The sequence below is a fragment of the Agreia sp. VKM Ac-1783 genome, from assembly GCF_900177765.1.
Lineage (GTDB): Bacteria > Actinomycetota > Actinomycetes > Actinomycetales > Microbacteriaceae > Agreia.
The window spans coordinates 665,248-682,920 of the sequence record NZ_FXWI01000001.1 but is presented as its reverse complement, the minus strand read 5'-3'; the positions used below and the strand labels follow the sequence as shown (position 1 = coordinate 682,920).

Sequence of the window (17,673 nt, the reverse complement as noted above, 5' to 3'; positions counted from 1 at the left end):
ACCTCTAGCCGAAGGCCCCGGACATGACCATGGTCGTAAGTCCCTCCACAGCCCCGGAAACAGCGGCAGTCAAACCTGCACCTCCGATTCGCGAGGCGACCTCCTTGAGTCTGCTGAGTTTCCCGACGACTTCCGTCGTCGACGGTGCGGTCGCGCGCAGTTCATCTTGGAGGTCGTTCAGCACGCCCAGGATCTCGGCTCTGGCGCCTTCGTCTGTGACCTCTCGAGTCGAATCGCGAACGGCGTCGAGCAGCCGAATCGCGTCATTGACGCTGAGTCCCTCCGCCTTCGCCGTCGCGTTGTTACCGACGGCAGTAGGACCGCTGGTGCTTTGAATGGTGGTGTTGTACTGCACGCCGATGTGCGTACTGACAGCCGCGTCTACAGCCTCCTTTCGAGGTAGTTCTTCGAGAGGAGTGTTGGTCGTCAGGTCCGCGATGAGATCAACGAGCTGTGTACGAATCTGTCCGAGCACGCCAGCGAACATCGAGCCGGAGGCGGTGAATCGAAGGTTCATGACTTGCTGGAACGGTCCCAGACCCTCGTTCCATAGGTGCTGTGCATAAGTCAGGCCGTTGTTGGTGAACGACAACGACTTCTGGGTCGAGAACTGCTCCAGTTCCTCAACAGGCTGATATAACGGGAATTCGTCGCCGAGAACCTCGCGTGCCTTTGTCGGCAGCTGTAAGACGCTGTAGGTCATGTTCTTGGCCCACATGTTCCCGCTCATCGTGTCCGCGGAGAGAGGCGGTGAGGGGAGCTTCCTGTAGCTCGGTAACTTGTCATCACTGCTGTAGCCGTTGAGCTCCTTCCGGGCCCACTGCCTTAGCGAGTTGGACCCGGTCTCCGCACCAAGCATTAAGCACTTGCGTAGAAGCCCCGCAAGAGGCTCGTTCTCATCCAACATGTGGTTGCGCAGTGATGCCAGCAAGCTGTCTGTCATGGCGGTTACCCCCGGTCCCCAATCACCCTTTCCCAGCGTACTGAAAACTACGGACATTCCGCTTCTCAGGGCGTACCAGAGTTGTCGCAGGTCGCCGCTGACTGCCACGTTCGACCCCTCCCCATCCATCGTTCGTACACTTTGGATCGGCCTGACTTTCGTTCCGTTCTTCAAATAAGGGTGGAACACGATGAACAGGAAGTATTCGCCCGAGATGCGTGAACGGGCATCGCGGATGCTCGCGGAGTCCAGGCCTGACCACCCGACGATGATGCGCGCGATTCGTCATGCCGCCGGACTGCTCGGGATGAGCCCTGAGACGTTGCGGCTGTGGGGCGGAACGGCTGGTAACTGGTTCACGATCCTCAGTGCTGCGTACTCGGCCGTAGTATCCATCATCATGATCCACAGCATCTCTAAGATGTAGTACAACGCACGATCTGGCTTGGACGATCCCTATCTGAGACTCGGCGTCGCCCTAAGCGATCAAGACTTGTCGGCCTGGTCGCCGCCGCCGTCTTTGGTGCTTCGCAAGAGATCCGCCAGAGGGTGTGGCGGGGAGTCAGGTGCGCCTTGACCGTTTCGATGTCGGAACGTCAGCAAAGTGTCTTGCAACCCTAGGGATAAGAGACGTCGCATCCGCCTCACCACAGCAATGGCGCGAAAATTGCAGCTTTCGGGGCAGTTCCTGCTCCCTGCCGCTACGCCGCGATTCTCATAACTATGTCTCGAAAATCGATCGCTGATGTCTGGTACTAGACATTAGTTATGAGACAGCCCTCAAGTCAGCTCCGAAGTCGAGTCAGCTCTTGACGAGGAACTCTGCCTCGACCTCGTACAGCCGCCTGTCGAGCGCCTCGCGTATGGCCGGGTGCTGCTCGAAACCGGGGTCGTCGTCGATGATGAGCGAGGCCGCCATACGCGCGTCGACGATGAGGTCGCCGTCGGTGGTGACCCGAAGCAAGCGCAGGCTCGACTTGCCGCCGGACTGGTTGCGACCCAACACGTTTCTCTCGCCGCGCAGCTTGAGGCCAACTCGACCGAGACATTCGTCCCCTCGCACTCGCGATGGCAATGCCAATAACGCCCTTCTGCGTTCAGCACCGTCTACAGCGCCGACGCATCCGATGCACCGAGTTCGACCGCCAGCTCCATGGAGCGTAGGCGGGCCGGGGAGAAGTCGTAGGGCATGCTCCGAATGATCTCCGCCGCGTTCTTCGCACGAGAATTTCTCGTCGTGTCGGGCGCCGGGTCGGCGTTCTCAATCGGGTGCAGTTCGTCCCAGGCGTCGAAGAGAGCATCGTCCTCCGCCGCCTGACCGGACTCCTCTATGACGCGCATCAGCTTGGTTTCGAACGCGTGTCGTTCGTTTGCGACCTCGGCCACCCGGGGGCTGTCGACGGCGACCGTGTCGTCCAAGGTTTCCTCCGTGGCGTCGACGCTGTCGGACTCCGCTCGCAGTGCAGGATCGAGCGCGAGGGCGAGAAAACGGCCGGCCTGCACGGCGGCGCCGAGCGGACCGAAGATGCGTTCGGTGACCAGCAGGGTGTCGAGGTCGTCCTGACGCAGCGAGCCTTCGGGGGCGCTCTCGAGGCGGTTCGAAACGAGATCGTCGAGCAGCCCCAGCCGACTACCGCGTTCCCGCATCCGCTGCACCGAGGCGCGCTTTCGCTGCAGCTCGGCTTCCTGTGCAGCGAGAGCGTCGTCCAAGCGCTTGAGTACGCCTGCGACCTCGTCTTCGTCGTCCGCAACGTTCGGGGCGGCGCCGTCGAAGGCGTCGCGGATGTCGTCGAGCGCGATCCCGGCGTCGGCCATGCGGCGAATCCAGAGCAGGCGGATGATCTCCTCGTAGCCATACCGGCGTCGGCCGTCACCGCCCCGCTCCCGCTCGGGCAACAGCCCGACCTGGTGGTAGTGGCGGATCGTGCGCGGAGTGACGCCGACGAATGCCGCGGCATCGCCGATGAGCACCTGTCGGGGTGGGGCCGGGAACGCGTGCATGGAGGACCTCTCGGAGTAGGACGGGGACATGCTTCCAGCAGATCACATGACGCTGCGGCAGGTGCAAACTGACCGGCCGACTCGGACGAGAACCCCGTGTGCTCAGGACCGTGTCATCCGTAGAGCGCGCGGGCGCGGTCCCGATAGGGCCCGGCATGTCGACAGACTGGTACCCATGAAACGCACGATCCACATCAATGGCCTCGCGAACGTGCGCGATCTCGGCGGTCTAGATCGCGAGGATGGAACCATGTCACCCGAGGGCGTCTTCGTGCGCTCGGAACGACTGGACCTGGTCGACACCGAGGGGTGGACGGCACTTACCGCATACGGAGTGCGCACCGTCATCGATCTACGTAGGCCAGACGAGCGCACGGGCCAGATCCCTGCCTCGATCAAGCACGTTCACGTAGATCTCGACGGCGACGACGAGACCGAGTTCTGGGCGGAGTATGAGCGAGACGGACGGTGGGGCACTCCGCTCTACTATCTCGCCCATCTCCACTCCCTTCCACACCGGCTTGCCCTTGTACTGGATGCGATCGCCGCCGCTGATGATGGGGCGATTCTCTTTCACTGCTCGGCGGGATGGGACCGTACCGGGCTCGTCGCCACCGTCCTGTTGCGCGCCCTTGATGTGACCGAAGACGCTGCAGTAGCGGACTATCTAGGCTCTTTCGCGAACGCGAACGCCATGATAGCTCTGCACGAACGATCCTTCGAAGTCGAAGGACGGCAAGAGGTCCTCGGGCGCTTCGGGCATACGGCGGAGTCGGCGTTCCGCGATATGTACGCAAACCTGGACCTCGATTCGTGGTTCAGTACATCGAACGTCGAAGCTTCGACGCGAGTGGCCATAACGACCTGGCGTGGAACTGCCCCTGAACTGGGATCATCGAAGCGTGAGCGAATACTCGATTGAGCGAAAGACTCTGGCCTCCTACGAGCTCCCTGGGGCTCCGAGCTTCGCCGCCGTCGAAGTGCAACGCATCACGATTGCGGCCAGCGTCCATCCCGGGGCGCATTAGCACAACGGACCCGTCTTCGGGGTCATCGAGGCCGGATCTGTGTTCTTCACGGTGGGATCCGAGCCCGAACGCGTGCTTCGAGCGGGCGATACCTTCTACGAGCCAGGCGACGAGACGATCACCCGCTTCGATGCGACCGATGAGGGCGTGACATTCCTCACCTGGCTCCCCTTATCGGCCGGGATCAGACCTGAGGTGACGATGGGTGAGGTGCCGAGGCAGGACGAACGCTGATGCCTGTGTCAGACGGAAGTTGAGAAGGCGAATCCCGCCGATGGGCCGTGCGACGCATACGTAATGCTCGGATGCCCTCGTCGATCTTCACCGTCCCGTCGGGAACGAATCCGTTCTTCCGGTAGAAGGCTTGAGCTCGCGGCACGGGATCTCCCACCCAAAGCGCAGCATGCTGCGCATCGTCGAGGATCGAACCCAAGAGCGCCGCACCCACCCCGGCTCCGTGATGCTGCGCGAGGACGTACAGCACATGCACGTGCTGCGTCCATTCCTGATCGACGACCGGCCCCGACATGGCGATTCCGACCAGTCGACCATCGACCTCGGCAACGCTTATGCGGTTCTCGGCCCATCACAGATCGGTCAACGCGCCGGCCCAGAAACGCTCTCGACTCGACAAGAAGTCGGGCGCATCGAGCACCGCGTCCGGCACGAGAGTACCCCGATAGGTCTCGCGCCAGGACGTCACGTGCACGAGGGCCATGCTTGCGGCATCCGACTGCGAGGCCGACCGGATGACGAAGGCACTGGACATGGCAGAAGGCTACAGAGAACTCGACAGTCGCGAGTGCGAGTCCGTCAACCGCGTGCCGCCACACTGAGATCGCCGGTCGCCGTGCGCTCAGCTCTTGACGAGGAACTCCGCCTCGACCTCGCGCAGTCTCCTGTCGAGCGCCTGGCGCAGCGCCGGATGCGCCCCGAAGCCGGGGTCTTCGTCGATGATGAGCGACGCCGCCATACGCGCATCGGTGATCAGGTCGCCGTCGCTCGTGACCCGAAGCAGGCGCAGGCTCGACTTGCCGCCCGACTGGTTGCGGCCCAGCACGTTGCCCTCGCGGCGCAGCTCGAGGTCGACCTGGGCGAGCTCGAAGCCGTCGAGCGTCGAGGCGACTGCGTCGACCCTCTGCCGGGCCACGCTCTCGAGCTCGGCGTTCGTGACCAGCAGGCACAGGCCCGGCACCCCGCCGCGCCCGACGCGGCCCCGCAGCTGATGCAGTTGCGAGACGCCGAACCGCTCGGCATCCATCACGACCATCGTCGAGGCATTCGGCACGTCGACGCCGACCTCGATCACGGTGGTCGCCACGATGATGTCGAGCGAGCCGTCGGCGAAGGCGCGCATCACCGCCTCTTTCTCGTCGCTCGGCATACGGCCGTGCAGCGGCGCCACCCGGGCGCCGGCGAGCGCCGGGTTCGCCTTGACGAGCGCCGTGATGGCCTCGACGGATGCGACGGGACGGGCTGGGCCGGCGGCCTCGGCTGGTTCGTCGACCGGCTCGTCGCCCGCCGGGTCTTCACTGGCTGCCGCGTCGATGGCCGGACACACGACGAACGCCTGACGCCCGAGGGCGAGCTCTTCGGCCATGCGGGTCCAGATGCGGGCGCTCCATGTGGGCTTCTCGGCGAGAGGAACGACGAACGTCTCGATGCCCTGTCGCCCGGCGGGGAGTTCGGCGATGGTCGACACATCGAGGTCGCCGAAGACTGTCATGGCCACGGTGCGGGGAATCGGCGTGGCCGTGAGCACCAGCACATGCGGCGGGGTCGCGCCCTTGCGGCGCAGATCGTCGCGCTGATCGACGCCGAAGCGGTGCTGCTCGTCGACGACGACCAGGCCGAGGTCGTAGAAGGTGACCTTGTCGCCGAGAAGGGCGTGCGTGCCCACGACGATGCGGGCCTGACCCGAGACCATGCGCAGCAAGGCTTTGCGTCGGTCGGCCGTGGGCATCTGCCCCGTGTGCAGGGTGGGCACGAGCTCTGCCGCGAGATCGGGGCCGAGCGCGCGCACGATCGAGCGCAGGTGCTGAGACGCCAGAACCTCGGTCGGCGCGAGCAGTGCCGACTGGCCGCCCGAATCGGCGGTGGCGAGCATGGCCCTGAGAGCCACGATGGTCTTACCCGAACCGACCTCGCCCTGCACGAGCCTGTTCATGGGCTCGTTGCGCGCCATGTCGTCGGCGATCTCTCGCCCCACCAACTGCTGGTCGCCTGTGAGGGTGAAGGCCAGCTGTTTGTCGAAGCGTTCGAGGAAGCCACCCGGCTTGGGAACGCGCGGAACGGCCTCGTGCTCGTGGGCGAGGCGGCGTTGCTCGAGCAAAGCGGCCTGCAGAACGAAGGCCTCGTGAAAGCGCAGGGCATCGCGCGCCCGCTGCCAGTCAGAGGTCTTGGTGGGCCGGTGAACGAGCTCGAGCGCCTGCCGATAGGAGAGCAGGCCTCGTTCGTCGGCGACGTCTGCGGGCACGGGATCGGGGACGTCGCCGAGCCCGTCGAGGATGAGCTCGACCGTCTTCGCGATCTGCCAACTCGAAATGCTCGAACTCGCCGGGTAGATGGGAATCGGCTGCTCGAGCCACTTCGACGTGGCGGCCGCGCCGTCTTTGAGTTGGATGTCGTCGAACATCTCGTAGTCGGGATGCGCGAGCTGCAGGGCGCCGCGATAGTCGGACACCTTGCCCGTGAAGATTCCGCGAGCGCCGACGGGCAGTTGGGCTTCGCGCCACGCCTGGTTGAAAAAGGTAAGGGTGAGAAAGCCCTGGCCGTCGGAGATGCTCACCTCGAGGATCGAGCCGTTGCGCGACTTCATCGTTCGCTTCTTGACGGTGCGCACCTCGGCGACGATCGTGACGTTCTCGCCGAGAGGCAACTGATCGAGCGCCGTGAGCTCGCCGCGCTTCACGTAGCGGCGGGGGTAGTGGCTCAGCAGATCGCCGACGGTGACGATGCCGAGCGTCTTCGCGAGCGGAGTGGCCGTCTTGCCGCCCAGGCTGCCGGAGGTGAGCTTGGCGTCGAGGATGCTGCCGCCGTGCGGCGAGACAGTATCCGGCGCGGTCATACCGCGATTCTAAGTGCGACCGCCGACACGGATAACATGCAGGCATGATCCGTTCGTGCGTCTCCGCTCGCTGTCAGGGTGTGTTCGCATGACCCGCATCATCGCCGGATACGCCGGGTCGAGGCGCATCGCCGTTCCCCGCTCGGGAACTCGACCGACCAGCGACCGCGTGCGCGAGGCCGTGTTCTCCGCTCTCGAGGCGCGCGATGTACTTCCCGGCTCGACCGTGCTCGACCTCTATGCCGGATCGGGCGCGCTGGGGCTCGAGGCCGCCAGCCGCGGGGCCGCCACGGTCATCCTCGTGGAAAAGAATCCGGCGGCGGCCAAGGTCTGCCGCGAGAACGCTCGCCTGCTGCAGCAGGGGGCGCCCAAGCCGGCGCCCCGCATCGATGTGCAGGCGAGCTCGGTATCGAGCTACCTGGCGGCGTCGCCCGACCGCGGCATCGTCGACATCGTCTTCATCGACCCGCCCTACGAGCTGGGCGACGACGAACTGACGCAGAATCTCGATGCCCTCGTCGGCCAGCTCTCCCCCGACGCGGTCGTGGTCGTCGAGCGCAGCTCACGCTCTCCACAGCCCACGCTGCCCGAAGGCCTCGAGCTCGACCGCCGCAAGGACTACGGCGAGACGACCCTGTGGTGGATCTCCCTCGCCTGACCGGTCGGGGCTAACTGAGGACACACCTCGACTCACACAGGTGGCAGACGTATAACGGCGCGCTACGCACTCGACGCACCCGAGAAATGTCCTCAGTTGGCGTAGTCCCACCCCTCAAGAGACCGCAGGCGTTGGAGCGACAACGCTTTCCCACTCAATCCACCGGGGAACCGCGACAGCGTCGATCACACGAACCATGATGTCGGAGTCAAAACGCGGGTAGTAGCCGCCCAGCGACGTTCAAGGTCGCTCGCCCGCGGGCCGGGGCTCGAAGCCGTGACGCTCGAAGAACGCGGCCCGACCTCGGGCCGCAAAGAGCTGAACGTCGTCGACATCGCGGCGACGTGCCGCGGCTACCAGTCAGCGTCATCGCGGACGGTGCAGACCACCCAGCTCCCCGACAGAGCGCGCTCGAAATGGTCGAGGATCCAGTCCGCCCAACCAGTCGCGTCATACAGCGCCTTGAAGTCCATCGCAGTCGGAACGGAGAAGGAGTAGATCATCCCGAAATGGTGCTGCGAGACCGTCTCGATAGCCGATCGGCTTCCGGCACGCGATCGCGACACGGACCGGTGCGAAAAGGATGACACCGAACGAACCTGCTCACAATCGACATCGACGAAGGTCGCCGGCCCCGACTCAGAAACGATCGACGACGGCAGCTCGTCGACCCTTAGAGACATTCGACAAACTCGTGCCAACTTCGGTGGGAAAGGCACCGGTCACCCAGACGCTCTTGATCTCCAAGACTTTGCATGTGTAATGTTTTTATTACAGGTTCATACGAGAGGCATGAGTGAATATCGAGCAGTTAGCCGCGACGCTGGCAGCGATCGCGAGTCCGCAGCGGCTACGGATCCTCGCGACGCTTGCCGATAACAGACTGCACGTCAGCGCGTTGGCTCGACGCGTGGACATGAGCCGCGCACTGCTTTACATGCACCTCACCAAGCTCGAGGCCGCCGGTTTCGTCGTCGGCCGGCTGGAGCTGAGCGCGGACGGCAAGGCACTGAAGTACTTCGAGGCGACGCCGTTCGTGCTCACGATCGACCTGCCGACCATCAGCGCAGCGGTGGCCCTGTCGCCGATTTCATCCACCGACGAAACAGACTGAGAAGAGAACTGACATGGAATACATCCCCTGGTTCGCCTGGATCGCGATCGCCGGAATCATCTGTTGGGGAGCGATCTCTATCGCCCGAGAAATAGGCGGGCGCAGGCGACTCGTGCAGGCGCTCGACGATCAAGCCTCGTCGAATCGCGCGCTGCTCGACACGCTCGGGAGCATCAACTCTCGCCTCGATGCGATTGAGAAGACCCTCACCGACATCCCGTAGTGGCACCGTCCATAAACGATGGTTCACGGACGCCGGCGGGCGCTGATTTGATAAATCGGTCGACGAGACCCGACAGAGTCGCCGCAACAAACATCGCCTCTTTCATACCGCTCGATCCTCGCCCGACCAATCAGCCCGCCGCGCCGTCCCAGTCGGCGTACGGGTCCCATCCGCCGGGACGCTCGTAGGCCGCGCCTCCGACGGTGACCGGATGCGGCCCCCGCTGCCGAACGGTTCCGATGACCCGGAATCCCTCCGGAGTGCGACCGGCGGGGAACGTCGCCAAGAGAGAGTGGTCCTCTCCCCCGGCCAAGACGAAATCCCGCGCCCGGCGCCCGACCACGGGGTCGATCGCTGTCAGAACCGCCGCAGCCTCGTCGATCGCGTCGGCGTGCAGCTCGATCGTCACGTCGCTCGCATCCGCGATGCGTGACGCGTCAAGCACGAGCCCGTCGGAGACATCCAGCATCGCCGTCGCCCCGGCGTCGGATGCGGCGACTCCCAACGCGATCGGCGATCGAGGCGCGACCTGTTCGCGCACAAGTTCCGGATGCTCGTGGCGCACGAGGCGCGCCCGTCGCGCATCGGGTTCCCGCCCGCCCTCGGCATCCGCGTCTGTGGAGCCGTCTCGGTACAGGAGCCAGACCCCGGCGCCCGCGAGTCCGAGCGACCCGGCGACGGCCAGCTCGTCGCCGACCCCGGCACCCGAGCGCACGACAGGATCGCGCCCCTCGAGATCGCCGATCGCCGTCACGGCGATGGTCAACGCGCCGGCCGTCGACAGGTCTCCTCCGACGACACCACAGCCCGGGGCGAGTTCGGCGCACGCATCGCGCATGCCGTCGGCGAAGTGCTCGAGCACGGCCACGGAAGTCTCGGGCGGCACGGCGAGGGCGACGAGCAGTGCGGTCGGAACGGCGCCCATAGCTGCCACGTCGGCGAGGTTCGAGACGGCTGCCTTCCAGCCGAGCTCGTAGGGCGTCGACCAGGCGAGCCTGAAGTCGGGGCCCTGCACCATCATGTCGGTGGTCAGAACCGTTCGCCCGTCGGGGGCGGCGACCACGGCCGCGTCGTCACCAGGCCCGAGAAGTTCGGCGTTGGTCCGGGGTAGACGGCGCACAATACGGCGCAGCGTCTCCCGCTCGCCGAGCGCCGTCACCGTCTCGCCCGGGGCGGAGACGGGCAGGGCAGAGGAGGGCCGACCATCGGGCTGCGCGGAGGTTTCTGTCACCTGCAAACGGTAGCCTGTGAGGGATGTCACGACCACCTTTCGCGCGACGAGCCGCCGCCCGCACAGCCGCAGTCCTCGCGATGGGATTCGTCGTCGTCGCGCTCAGCGCCTGCGCCCAGACCGTGTCGCTCGAACCGGCCGAGTCCGCGGCCGATCCTGCCTGCGCCGACATCATCGTGAGCCTGCCGGTGGTGCTGCCGAGCGACGCCGAGAACCAAGACATCCGGCAGACAGACGCTCAGGCGACGGCGGCCTGGGGCTCGCCCGCGAGCATCCTGCTGCGCTGCGGCATTCCGCCGCAGGGGCCCACGACTCTCCCGTGCATCACCATCAACGGCATCGACTGGGTCGAAGACGACTCGAACAAGCCCAGCTACCGGTACGTGACCTACGGCAGGGTTCCCACGACCGAGGTGATCATCGACTCGCAGGCAGTCTCGGGCACCTCGACGCTCGTCGACCTCGGCCCGTCGATCTCCAAGATCCCTCAGACCAACAAGTGCCTCGGGGCCGAGGACACGCTGAACATCCCCACCGACGCTCCGTCGGCCGGCTGACCCTCCACAGACGAGAGCACCGCATGACCGTGATCGACAACGCCATCTACGTCGACGGGGTGCGCACCGACAACCCGGAGACTCTCGACGAGACGTTCGAGCTGCTCACCGAGCGCCGCGGCTTCGCCTGGATCGATCTCGACCGGCCGAGCCCGGAAGAGCTGCAGGCGGTCGCCGACGAATTCGAGCTGCACCCCCTCGCGATCGAGGATGCGTTGGCCGGGCATCAGCGCGCGAAGCTCGAGCGCTACGGAGACAGCCAATTCGTCGTTCTGCGTCCCGCCTTCTACCGCGACGACATCGAGAAGGTGGAGTTCGGCGAGGTGCACCTGTTCGTCGGCAGCACCTTCGTGGTCACAGTTCGCCGGGCGGCGCGACCCGATCTCGCCGTCGTACGAGAGCGTCTCGAGGCGGCACCAGATCTGCTCGCGAGAGGGCCGCAAGCGGTGCTGTACGCCGTTCTCGACCGCGTCGTCGACGACTACGCGCCCGTGGCTGCAGGGCTCGAGAACGACATCGACGAGATCGAAGACGAGCTCTTCGAAGGAGGCGCCACGGAGCTCTCCCGGCGCATCTACGAGCTCTCCCGCGAGGTCATGATGTTCCAGCGGGCGACGCATCCGCTGCTCGACGTCGTCGGCGAACTCAAACAACATGTCGGTGACCACGCCGTCGACCTCGAGGTGTCGCGCGGATTCCGCGACGTGCTCGACCACACTCACCGCATCGTCGATCGGGTCAACGCCTACCGGGCGCTGCTCGACAACGCCCTCACCACTCACCTCACCCTCGTCGGTCAAGACCAGAACGACCAGGTCAAGAAGATCTCGTCGTGGGCCGCGATCCTGTTCGCCCCGACGCTCGTCGGAACCATCTATGGCATGAACTTCGACAACATGCCCGAGCTGCATTGGACCTTCGGCTACCCCCTCGCCGTCGCGGCCATGGTCGCCATGGGCGGTGTGCTCTATAGCGTGTTCCGCCGCAAGGGGTGGCTCTGACAAGCACCCTGAGGCGCGGCGGGCTAGACGATATAGTGAAGCGATTCCGTTGAACTCTGAAGGCTCCGCCCCCGTTGTGAGGACATGATGACCGACGCCGCTCCCCTGCAGGCCCCTTCCGACAGCGTTCTCACGCTGACCGCACCCGAGCCCGTAAAGCCGGTCGCGGCCACGTCGGCTCCCGCGATGGCGCCGAAAGTAGACCCCGCGGCGTTGCCCGGGCTCGATGCCAAGGTCGACACATACCTCGACACGCTCGTCACCACCGACACCCGCTCCCCCGCCTTCGCGGCCAAGGCCAACGACGTGCGCACCATGGGCGACGTCGACATCCGTCGCGCCGCGGATTCGTCGAACAGGCTCCTCGCCACCCCCGTCAAGGCGCTCCAATCCGGAGGCCTCTCCGAGAGCTCGAAGATCGGCTCCACCCTTCTCGAACTGCGACGCACGGTCGAAGACCTCGACCCCAGCGAGCAGAGCATCGAGCGCAAGATCCTCGGCTTCATCCCCTTCGGCCGCAAGATCGCCGACTACTTCCGCAAGTACGAGAGCGCTCAGTCGCACCTCAACGCCATCATCAAGGCGCTCTACGACGGTCAAGACGAACTGCGCAAAGACAACGCCGCTCTGAACCTCGAGAAGCAGCATCTGTGGGAGACCATGCAGCGGCTGAACGAGTACATCTACGTGGCCGAGCGCCTCGATGTGAAGCTCTCGGCCAAGATCGCCGAGTTCGACACGACCGACCCCGACAAGGCGAAGGCCCTGCGCGAAGACGTGCTCTTCTACGTGCGTCAAAAGCACCAAGACCTGCTGACCCAGCTGGCCGTCTCGATCCAGGGCTACCTGGCGATCGACGTGATCATCAAGAACAACCTCGAGCTCATCAAGGGCGTCGACCGGGCGACCACGACCACGGTGTCGGCTCTCCGCACGGCCGTGATCGTGGCGCAGGCTCTGGCCAATCAGAAGCTCGTGCTCGATCAGATCACCGCGTTGAACACCACCACGTCGAACATGATCGAGGCCACCTCGAAGATGTTGGCCGACCAGTCCGCGTCGATCCAGTCTCAGGCTGCCTCGGCCACGGTCGGTCTTCCCCAGCTCCAGGCCGCCTTCGCCAACATCTACGCGACCATGGATTCGATCTCCGAGTTCAAGGTGCAGGCCCTCGACAGCATGGCTCAGACCATCGGTGTTCTCGAGACCGAGACCGAGAAGGCCAAGCCCTACATCGAGCGTGCCCGTCGCAGCGAGACGACCGAGGTCGCAAGCACGCTCGACCTCGACAAGCGCTGAGTCGACGGGTCGAGCACGACACGCAATGGGATTCTGGCAGAACCTCCGCGACTCGGTGACGGGGCGGTCTGCTGAGCGCGAATACGAATTCGAGCTGCCGCCGGCTCCGACCAGCGCCGACATCCTGTCGTCGATCGCCGATGTGCAGGCCGACACGACCGGCAAGGTTCCGCCGATCGTGACCGCCCGCATCAACCGCATCGCGAACACGGTGGCGGTGATGGTCCCGCGGCTCGATCAGCTCGGAGGAGGCAGCGCCCAGGCGCACACCGTCGTCTCGACCGCCACGAGTTACCTGCCCGAGGCTGTGGGCGGATACCTCCGACTGCCCCGCGAGTTCGCCGATCGACGAGCCGTCTACAAAGGCAAGACCTCGCTTATGCTGCTCTGCGACCAGCTCGACCTGCTGGGTGCGACGCTCGACAAGATCTCGGATGCCGTGTCTCGCGCCGACGCAGCGGCTCTCGTCGCGCACGGCCAATTCCTCGCAGAGAAGTTCCAGCCCTCATCGAGCCTGACTCTCCCGTCCGAACCCCTGAGCTGAGCGAAGACACCATGACATCCTCTGATTCGCATGAACTGACCCGGGCTCTCGATGCCCTGGTTGCGGCGGCAGAAACCGCCGGCCTCGACTCTGCCGCCGCCCGAGACGAGGGCGTGCGCATCGCCGCCGCCGTCGCCGAATCCGCGATCGGCGCATCCGTCGAATGGCTCGCCCAGACCGGCGCGGCGAGCGCCGACGAGTTCTTCGAAGCGGCGTCGAGCGCGAGGCGCTGGCGTGCATCGCCCACCGATCTACTGAGCACTCTGGCCGCCGACGCTCCGCAGCACGCCGGCGTCTACGCGAAGGCGCTCACCGGCGTCGTCGCCGCGGCAAGCGAACTGGGCGAGCCCTCGATCGGCGTGCTCGGGGCGGCATCGGCCACGGCGGCCGCTCAACTGGCCGGGGCCCGCCAAGCTCCGTCGATCCCTCCTCTCTCGCGCACCGCATCCACGCTGTTTCCCTCGACCACGCTGTCGTCAGGGCCTGGTGTGGGCCAGCCGTTCAGCGCCGATCAGTTCGACGCTCAGCAGCCCGAGTTCGCCCGACCCGGCGACGCGACCATGGCCGAACTCGCCCGCCGAGCCGGCCTCACCCCGTCTGCTCCAGAAACAGTGGCGCCGACCGCAGTTCAGTCGGCCCCCGCCGATGCGCCCGTGGCGGCAGAAGACGAGAAGCCGAAGAAGTCCGTCGAAGAACTGCTCGCCGAGCTCGACAGCCTGATCGGGCTCGACCGGGTGAAGAGAGAGATCCACCGGCAGACCCAGTTGCTGCGCATAGACCAGCTGCGAACGGCGGCGGGCCTCACGACGCCGACACTCACGAGGCACCTCGTCTTTCTCGGCAACCCGGGCACGGGCAAGACCACGGTCGCCCGTCTCGTCGCCGGCATCTACGCGGCCCTCGGCATCCTCTCGAAGGGCCACCTCGTCGAGGTCGATCGCTCAGAGCTGGTGGGTGGCTACCTCGGCCAGACCGCGACCAAGACGAGCGAGGTCGTCGCCGGAGCCATCGGCGGCGTTCTCTTCATCGACGAGGCCTACGGTCTGGCGCTCGACCAGTACGGCGCCGAGGCCATCACCACCATCGTCAAAGACATGGAGGATCACCGTGACGACCTCGTGGTGATCGTGGCGGGCTATCCCGAGCCGATGCGCGGCTTCATGGAGACGAACCCCGGGCTCGCCAGCCGGTTCTCGACCTCCATCACGTTCCAGGACTACACCGACACCGAGCTGCGCGATATCTTCGTGCGCCTGGCCCAATCATCCGACTTCGAGCCGACCCCCGATGCGCTGGAGCGGTTCGAGCAGATCGTTTCGATCGAGCCCCGAGGCGAGGGGTTCGGCAACGGCCGCTACGCCCGAAACCTGCTCGACAAGGCGATTGCCCGGCACGCGTGGCGCCTGCGCGACGTCGCCGAGCCGACGCTCGACGACCTGCGCCTGCTGCTCGCCGAAGACCTCAACGACTCGAATGACGGCGAGGTCCGTGACGGTGACGACGAGACGACTGGCGCGCCCATTCTCGTCGATGTGCCGCAGACTGGTGAGACGGACGCGCTCGAAGCCGACTCGGCCGATGCCGCGCCCTCCGCCGATCCACCCTCAGACGATCCCGCAGAACCGACCACGTCGAAGGACACCGAATGAGCACGACCGCAGCCGCGCCCCCGCCGCCGGTACCCCAGGCATCCCCTCAGCAGAACGCTCCGTCGGTCACCGCTGTGCAGCCCCAGAATGCTCCGGTCGCCACTCCCGCGAAGAAGACGCGCTCCACTCCCGCCACTCTCCGCCTGCTGCTCGCCGTCTCCGTGCTCGCCAGCCTCGCGTTCGGCGCTGCGGGCTTTCAAACGGGATCGTCGCAGGCCGGGTCCACGGCCGACGCGAGCGCCGAGGCCGCCCAGCTGATCGGCATCCAGTCTGTGCGCAACGACCTGGTGCGCGCCGACGCGATCGCCGCCAACGCGTTCCTCGTCGGCGGTCTGGAACCCGCCGATCAGCGTGCCGAGTACGACACCGCGATCGACGACGCCACCCGCGAGATCACCCGTCTCGCCGCCGACGACAAGGCCGGAGACACCGACTTCGCCAAGGTCAACGCCGAGGTCGCGATCTATACCGGTCTCATCGAGCAGGCGCGTGCGAACAACCGCCAGGGCTTTCCCGTCGGCGCCGCCTATCTCTCGCAGGCCTCGGCCCTGCTGAACGACAGCACTCTTCCCCAGCTCGAGGCGCTGGTGCTCGCGAGCGCCGACAGAGCTGCCGGTAGCTTCACGGCCTCGACCGTGTCGCTGGTGTGGCTCATCATCGCCCTGGCAGCCCTGATCGCCCTGGTCTGGGTGCATCTCTGGATCACCCGGCGCTCGCACCGCTACCTCAACTGGCCTCTGCTCATCGCCGCCGGCGCGATGCTCATCGTGGGCGTGATCGGCGTGATCACCTTCTCGAACACCACGGGGGCGGCAATCGAGGCTCGACAGAACTCGTATGCTAAGACCCTCGCCCTCTCGCAGGCCTACACCTCCGCCACCGAGGCCAAGTCTCTCGAGAGCTTCACGCTCATCAAGCGCGGCTCGGGGCAGACTCTCGAGGCCGACGTGCAGACGGCCATCTCCGACGCTCAGACGCGTCTCGACTCGAGCGGCAAGAAGTACCTCATCAGCGATGACCTCAAGAACAGCTTCAACTCCTGGGTCGAGAAGCACAAGGAGATCCGCGAGGCCGATGACACCGGCAACTGGGACGGCGCCGTAGCGCAGGCGATCAGCCAGGAGCCCGGCAGCGCCAACGCGGCCTTCACCTCGTTCAGCACCGCGGCGCAAGACGACATCGCATCGAGTTCCGCCACCACGAAAGACGCGCTCGACACGGGCGGCACGCAGTCCGCGCTCCTCGGCTGGCTCTTCCTCGTGGCCGGTCTCGCCGCCGCCGTGCTCTCCTGGCGCGGCGTCTCCCTTCGACTCAAGGAGTACCGATGAGCGCCATCCGTTCACGCACGGCCCGCGTCGCACTCATCGCGACGCTGATCGGCACGCTCGCGCTCACGGCATGCGCACCGCGCTCGGGCAGCGACGACCTCGGTCTCACTCCGACCCCGACGCCGACCGAGAGCGCCCCGAGCAACCCGGCGCCCGCGTCGACCTGCAAGAACGTCGAAGGCGAAGTGCAGCCGTCGTACTCCCCCATCTCGCCCGACTCGATTCCGTCGGATGGTGCGATAGAAACGATCAGACAGCAGGGTGTGCTCCGAGTCGGCGTCTCGGCTGACACTCTCCTGATGGGCGCCCGCAACCCGCTCACGGGTCAGATCGAGGGCTTCGACATCGACGTTCTGCACGAGATCTCCCGTGCGATCTTCGGCGACCCGAACAAGTTGCAGTTCAAGGTCATCACGTCGGCCCAGCGTCTCGATGTACTCACTCCCGATGCCGACGGCAAGACGCAGGTCGACATCGTGGCCCGCACCATGACCATCAACTGCGCCCGTTGGGAAACCATCGCGTTCTCGACGGAGTACTACGACGCCGGCCAGAAGGTTCTCGTCGGTGCCGACTCCGACGCCACGTCGATAGCCGACCTCGATGGCAAGAAGGTGTGCGCCCCGGCCAGCACAACCACGCTCACACGGCTTCAAGACGAGTTCCCCAACGTCGAGGCCGTGTCGGCCGCAACGCACACCGAGTGCCTCGTGCTGTTTCAGCAGGGCAAGGTGGATGCCATCACCGGCGACGACACGATCCTGGCCGGATTCGCCGCGCAAGACCCATACGCAAAGGTTGTGGGCGAGCCGATCAGCGCAGAGCCCTACGGTCTGGGAATGCCGGCAGACAAGGTCGAGCTCGTGCAGGTCGTGAACGGGGTGCTCGATCGCATGCGCAGCGACGGCACCTGGACGAGTCTCTACACGAAGTGGCTCGGTGTTCTCGGCCCGGCACCCGCTCCGCCCGTGCCCGTCTACGGACGCTGATCCGCAGAGCAGAGCACCCGACACCCGACACCCCGATCCGC

At 65.7% G+C, this 17,673-nt stretch carries 20 protein-coding genes; 13 read left to right on the top strand and 7 right to left on the bottom strand.

What is annotated here, in order from left to right; all coding sequences use genetic code 11:
* Positions 1 to 4: 4 nt before the first annotated feature.
* Entirely contained in the window at positions 5 to 1,051 is a 1,047-nt protein-coding gene (locus CCK87_RS03205) for a hypothetical protein (protein WP_140162755.1), read from the bottom strand.
* 82 nt (positions 1,052 to 1,133) lie between these two features.
* Here CCK87_RS03205 and CCK87_RS03200 point away from each other — a divergent pair, with 82 nt between their 5' ends.
* A complete protein-coding gene (locus CCK87_RS03200) occupies positions 1,134 to 1,370 on the top strand; it encodes a hypothetical protein (protein ID WP_086460025.1) in 237 nt (78 codons plus the stop codon).
* A 375-nt stretch (positions 1,371 to 1,745) separates the two neighbouring features.
* Here the strand turns inward: CCK87_RS03200 and CCK87_RS03195 are convergent, their stop codons facing one another.
* Both CCK87_RS03195 and CCK87_RS03190 read right to left on the bottom strand, forming a co-directional pair.
* The gene (locus CCK87_RS03195; RefSeq protein ID WP_140162754.1) at positions 1,746 to 1,949 is read right to left on the bottom strand and encodes a hypothetical protein; all 204 of its coding nucleotides are present in this window, start codon (positions 1,947 to 1,949) and stop codon (positions 1,746 to 1,748) included.
* A 101-nt stretch (positions 1,950 to 2,050) separates the two neighbouring features.
* Positions 2,051 to 2,944 carry a MerR family transcriptional regulator gene (locus tag CCK87_RS03190; protein WP_086460023.1) on the bottom strand — a complete coding sequence of 298 codons (894 nt, stop codon included), beginning with the start codon at positions 2,942 to 2,944 and terminating at the stop codon, positions 2,051 to 2,053.
* 175 nt (positions 2,945 to 3,119) lie between these two features.
* Here CCK87_RS03190 and CCK87_RS03185 point away from each other — a divergent pair, with 175 nt between their 5' ends.
* Both CCK87_RS03185 and CCK87_RS18190 read left to right on the top strand, forming a co-directional pair.
* The gene (locus CCK87_RS03185; RefSeq protein WP_086460022.1) at positions 3,120 to 3,866 is read left to right on the top strand and encodes a tyrosine-protein phosphatase; all 747 of its coding nucleotides are present in this window, start codon (positions 3,120 to 3,122) and stop codon (positions 3,864 to 3,866) included.
* Between the two features lie 145 nt (positions 3,867 to 4,011).
* Positions 4,012 to 4,206 (top strand): hypothetical protein, encoded by a 195-nt coding sequence (locus CCK87_RS18190; protein ID WP_170927073.1) that lies wholly within the window; start codon positions 4,012 to 4,014, stop codon positions 4,204 to 4,206.
* Positions 4,207 to 4,558: 352 nt separating this feature from the next.
* On the opposite strand, the gene CCK87_RS18440 is transcribed toward CCK87_RS18190, so the two are convergent.
* On the bottom strand, positions 4,559 to 4,741 hold the full coding sequence (locus tag CCK87_RS18440; protein ID WP_212638182.1) for a hypothetical protein: 183 nt from the start codon (positions 4,739 to 4,741) through the stop codon (positions 4,559 to 4,561).
* Positions 4,742 to 4,828: 87 nt separating this feature from the next.
* Complete coding sequence (locus CCK87_RS03175; protein ID WP_086460021.1) at positions 4,829 to 7,039, bottom strand: ATP-dependent DNA helicase RecG; 2,211 nt, start codon at positions 7,037 to 7,039, stop codon at positions 4,829 to 4,831.
* An 88-nt stretch (positions 7,040 to 7,127) separates the two neighbouring features.
* Here CCK87_RS03175 and rsmD point away from each other — a divergent pair, with 88 nt between their 5' ends.
* Positions 7,128 to 7,697, top strand: a complete 570-nt coding sequence (gene rsmD / locus CCK87_RS03170; protein ID WP_086460020.1) for a 16S rRNA (guanine(966)-N(2))-methyltransferase RsmD — start codon at positions 7,128 to 7,130, stop codon at positions 7,695 to 7,697.
* Between the two features lie 353 nt (positions 7,698 to 8,050).
* On the opposite strand, the gene CCK87_RS18185 is transcribed toward rsmD, so the two are convergent.
* Positions 8,051 to 8,200 (bottom strand): hypothetical protein, encoded by a 150-nt coding sequence (locus tag CCK87_RS18185; RefSeq protein WP_170927121.1) that lies wholly within the window; start codon positions 8,198 to 8,200, stop codon positions 8,051 to 8,053.
* Between the two features lie 293 nt (positions 8,201 to 8,493).
* Between CCK87_RS18185 and CCK87_RS03160 the strand changes: the two genes are divergently transcribed.
* Together CCK87_RS03160 and CCK87_RS03155 are read left to right on the top strand one after the other, a co-directional pair.
* On the top strand, positions 8,494 to 8,811 hold the full coding sequence (locus CCK87_RS03160; RefSeq protein ID WP_086460018.1) for a winged helix-turn-helix domain-containing protein: 318 nt from the start codon (positions 8,494 to 8,496) through the stop codon (positions 8,809 to 8,811).
* Between the two features lie 13 nt (positions 8,812 to 8,824).
* A complete protein-coding gene (locus CCK87_RS03155; RefSeq protein ID WP_086460017.1) occupies positions 8,825 to 9,034 on the top strand; it encodes a hypothetical protein in 210 nt (69 codons plus the stop codon).
* 130 nt (positions 9,035 to 9,164) lie between these two features.
* On the opposite strand, the gene CCK87_RS03150 is transcribed toward CCK87_RS03155, so the two are convergent.
* A complete protein-coding gene (locus tag CCK87_RS03150) occupies positions 9,165 to 10,220 on the bottom strand; it encodes a thiamine-phosphate kinase (protein ID WP_086460355.1) in 1,056 nt (351 codons plus the stop codon).
* A 68-nt stretch (positions 10,221 to 10,288) separates the two neighbouring features.
* Between CCK87_RS03150 and CCK87_RS03145 the strand changes: the two genes are divergently transcribed.
* The 7 genes from CCK87_RS03145 to CCK87_RS03115 all read left to right on the top strand — a co-directional run bounded on the left by CCK87_RS03145 (position 10,289) and on the right by CCK87_RS03115 (position 17,632).
* Complete coding sequence (locus CCK87_RS03145) at positions 10,289 to 10,822, top strand: DUF3515 family protein (protein WP_249273679.1); 534 nt, start codon at positions 10,289 to 10,291, stop codon at positions 10,820 to 10,822.
* Positions 10,823 to 10,845: 23 nt separating this feature from the next.
* Positions 10,846 to 11,823, top strand: a complete 978-nt coding sequence (gene corA / locus CCK87_RS03140) for a magnesium/cobalt transporter CorA (RefSeq protein ID WP_086460015.1) — start codon at positions 10,846 to 10,848, stop codon at positions 11,821 to 11,823.
* A gap of 87 nt (positions 11,824 to 11,910) precedes the next feature.
* On the top strand, positions 11,911 to 13,122 hold the full coding sequence (locus CCK87_RS03135) for a toxic anion resistance protein (protein WP_086460354.1): 1,212 nt from the start codon (positions 11,911 to 11,913) through the stop codon (positions 13,120 to 13,122).
* 25 nt (positions 13,123 to 13,147) lie between these two features.
* Complete coding sequence (locus tag CCK87_RS03130; RefSeq protein ID WP_140162753.1) at positions 13,148 to 13,666, top strand: hypothetical protein; 519 nt, start codon at positions 13,148 to 13,150, stop codon at positions 13,664 to 13,666.
* Between the two features lie 11 nt (positions 13,667 to 13,677).
* Entirely contained in the window at positions 13,678 to 15,315 is a 1,638-nt protein-coding gene (locus CCK87_RS03125) for an AAA family ATPase (RefSeq protein ID WP_086460014.1), read from the top strand.
* On the top strand, positions 15,312 to 16,643 hold the full coding sequence (locus CCK87_RS03120) for a hypothetical protein (RefSeq protein WP_086460013.1): 1,332 nt from the start codon (positions 15,312 to 15,314) through the stop codon (positions 16,641 to 16,643). Before CCK87_RS03125 ends, CCK87_RS03120 begins: the two co-directional genes overlap by 4 nt.
* The gene (locus tag CCK87_RS03115) at positions 16,640 to 17,632 is read left to right on the top strand and encodes a glutamate ABC transporter substrate-binding protein (RefSeq protein ID WP_086460012.1); all 993 of its coding nucleotides are present in this window, start codon (positions 16,640 to 16,642) and stop codon (positions 17,630 to 17,632) included. The genes CCK87_RS03120 and CCK87_RS03115 overlap by 4 nt, the downstream gene beginning before the upstream one ends.
* Positions 17,633 to 17,673: the final 41 nt, after the last annotated feature.

Coding starts and splice junctions, on each gene's coding strand:
- CCK87_RS03185 (WP_086460022.1), top strand. CDS start 3,120: ATGAAACGCACGATCCACATCAATGGCCTCGCGAACGTGCGCGATCTC.
- CCK87_RS03175 (WP_086460021.1), bottom strand. CDS start 7,039: ATGACCGCGCCGGATACTGTCTCGCCGCACGGCGGCAGCATCCTCGAC.
- CCK87_RS18440 (WP_212638182.1), bottom strand. CDS start 4,741: ATGTCCAGTGCCTTCGTCATCCGGTCGGCCTCGCAGTCGGATGCCGCA.
- CCK87_RS03145 (WP_249273679.1), top strand. CDS start 10,289: ATGTCACGACCACCTTTCGCGCGACGAGCCGCCGCCCGCACAGCCGCA.
- corA (WP_086460015.1), top strand. CDS start 10,846: ATGACCGTGATCGACAACGCCATCTACGTCGACGGGGTGCGCACCGAC.
- CCK87_RS18185 (WP_170927121.1), bottom strand. CDS start 8,200: ATGATCTACTCCTTCTCCGTTCCGACTGCGATGGACTTCAAGGCGCTG.
- CCK87_RS03135 (WP_086460354.1), top strand. CDS start 11,911: ATGACCGACGCCGCTCCCCTGCAGGCCCCTTCCGACAGCGTTCTCACG.
- CCK87_RS03125 (WP_086460014.1), top strand. CDS start 13,678: ATGACATCCTCTGATTCGCATGAACTGACCCGGGCTCTCGATGCCCTG.
- CCK87_RS03130 (WP_140162753.1), top strand. CDS start 13,148: ATGGGATTCTGGCAGAACCTCCGCGACTCGGTGACGGGGCGGTCTGCT.
- rsmD (WP_086460020.1), top strand. CDS start 7,128: ATGACCCGCATCATCGCCGGATACGCCGGGTCGAGGCGCATCGCCGTT.
- CCK87_RS03120 (WP_086460013.1), top strand. CDS start 15,312: ATGAGCACGACCGCAGCCGCGCCCCCGCCGCCGGTACCCCAGGCATCC.
- CCK87_RS03155 (WP_086460017.1), top strand. CDS start 8,825: ATGGAATACATCCCCTGGTTCGCCTGGATCGCGATCGCCGGAATCATC.
- CCK87_RS03200 (WP_086460025.1), top strand. CDS start 1,134: ATGAACAGGAAGTATTCGCCCGAGATGCGTGAACGGGCATCGCGGATG.
- CCK87_RS03115 (WP_086460012.1), top strand. CDS start 16,640: ATGAGCGCCATCCGTTCACGCACGGCCCGCGTCGCACTCATCGCGACG.
- CCK87_RS03190 (WP_086460023.1), bottom strand. CDS start 2,944: ATGCACGCGTTCCCGGCCCCACCCCGACAGGTGCTCATCGGCGATGCC.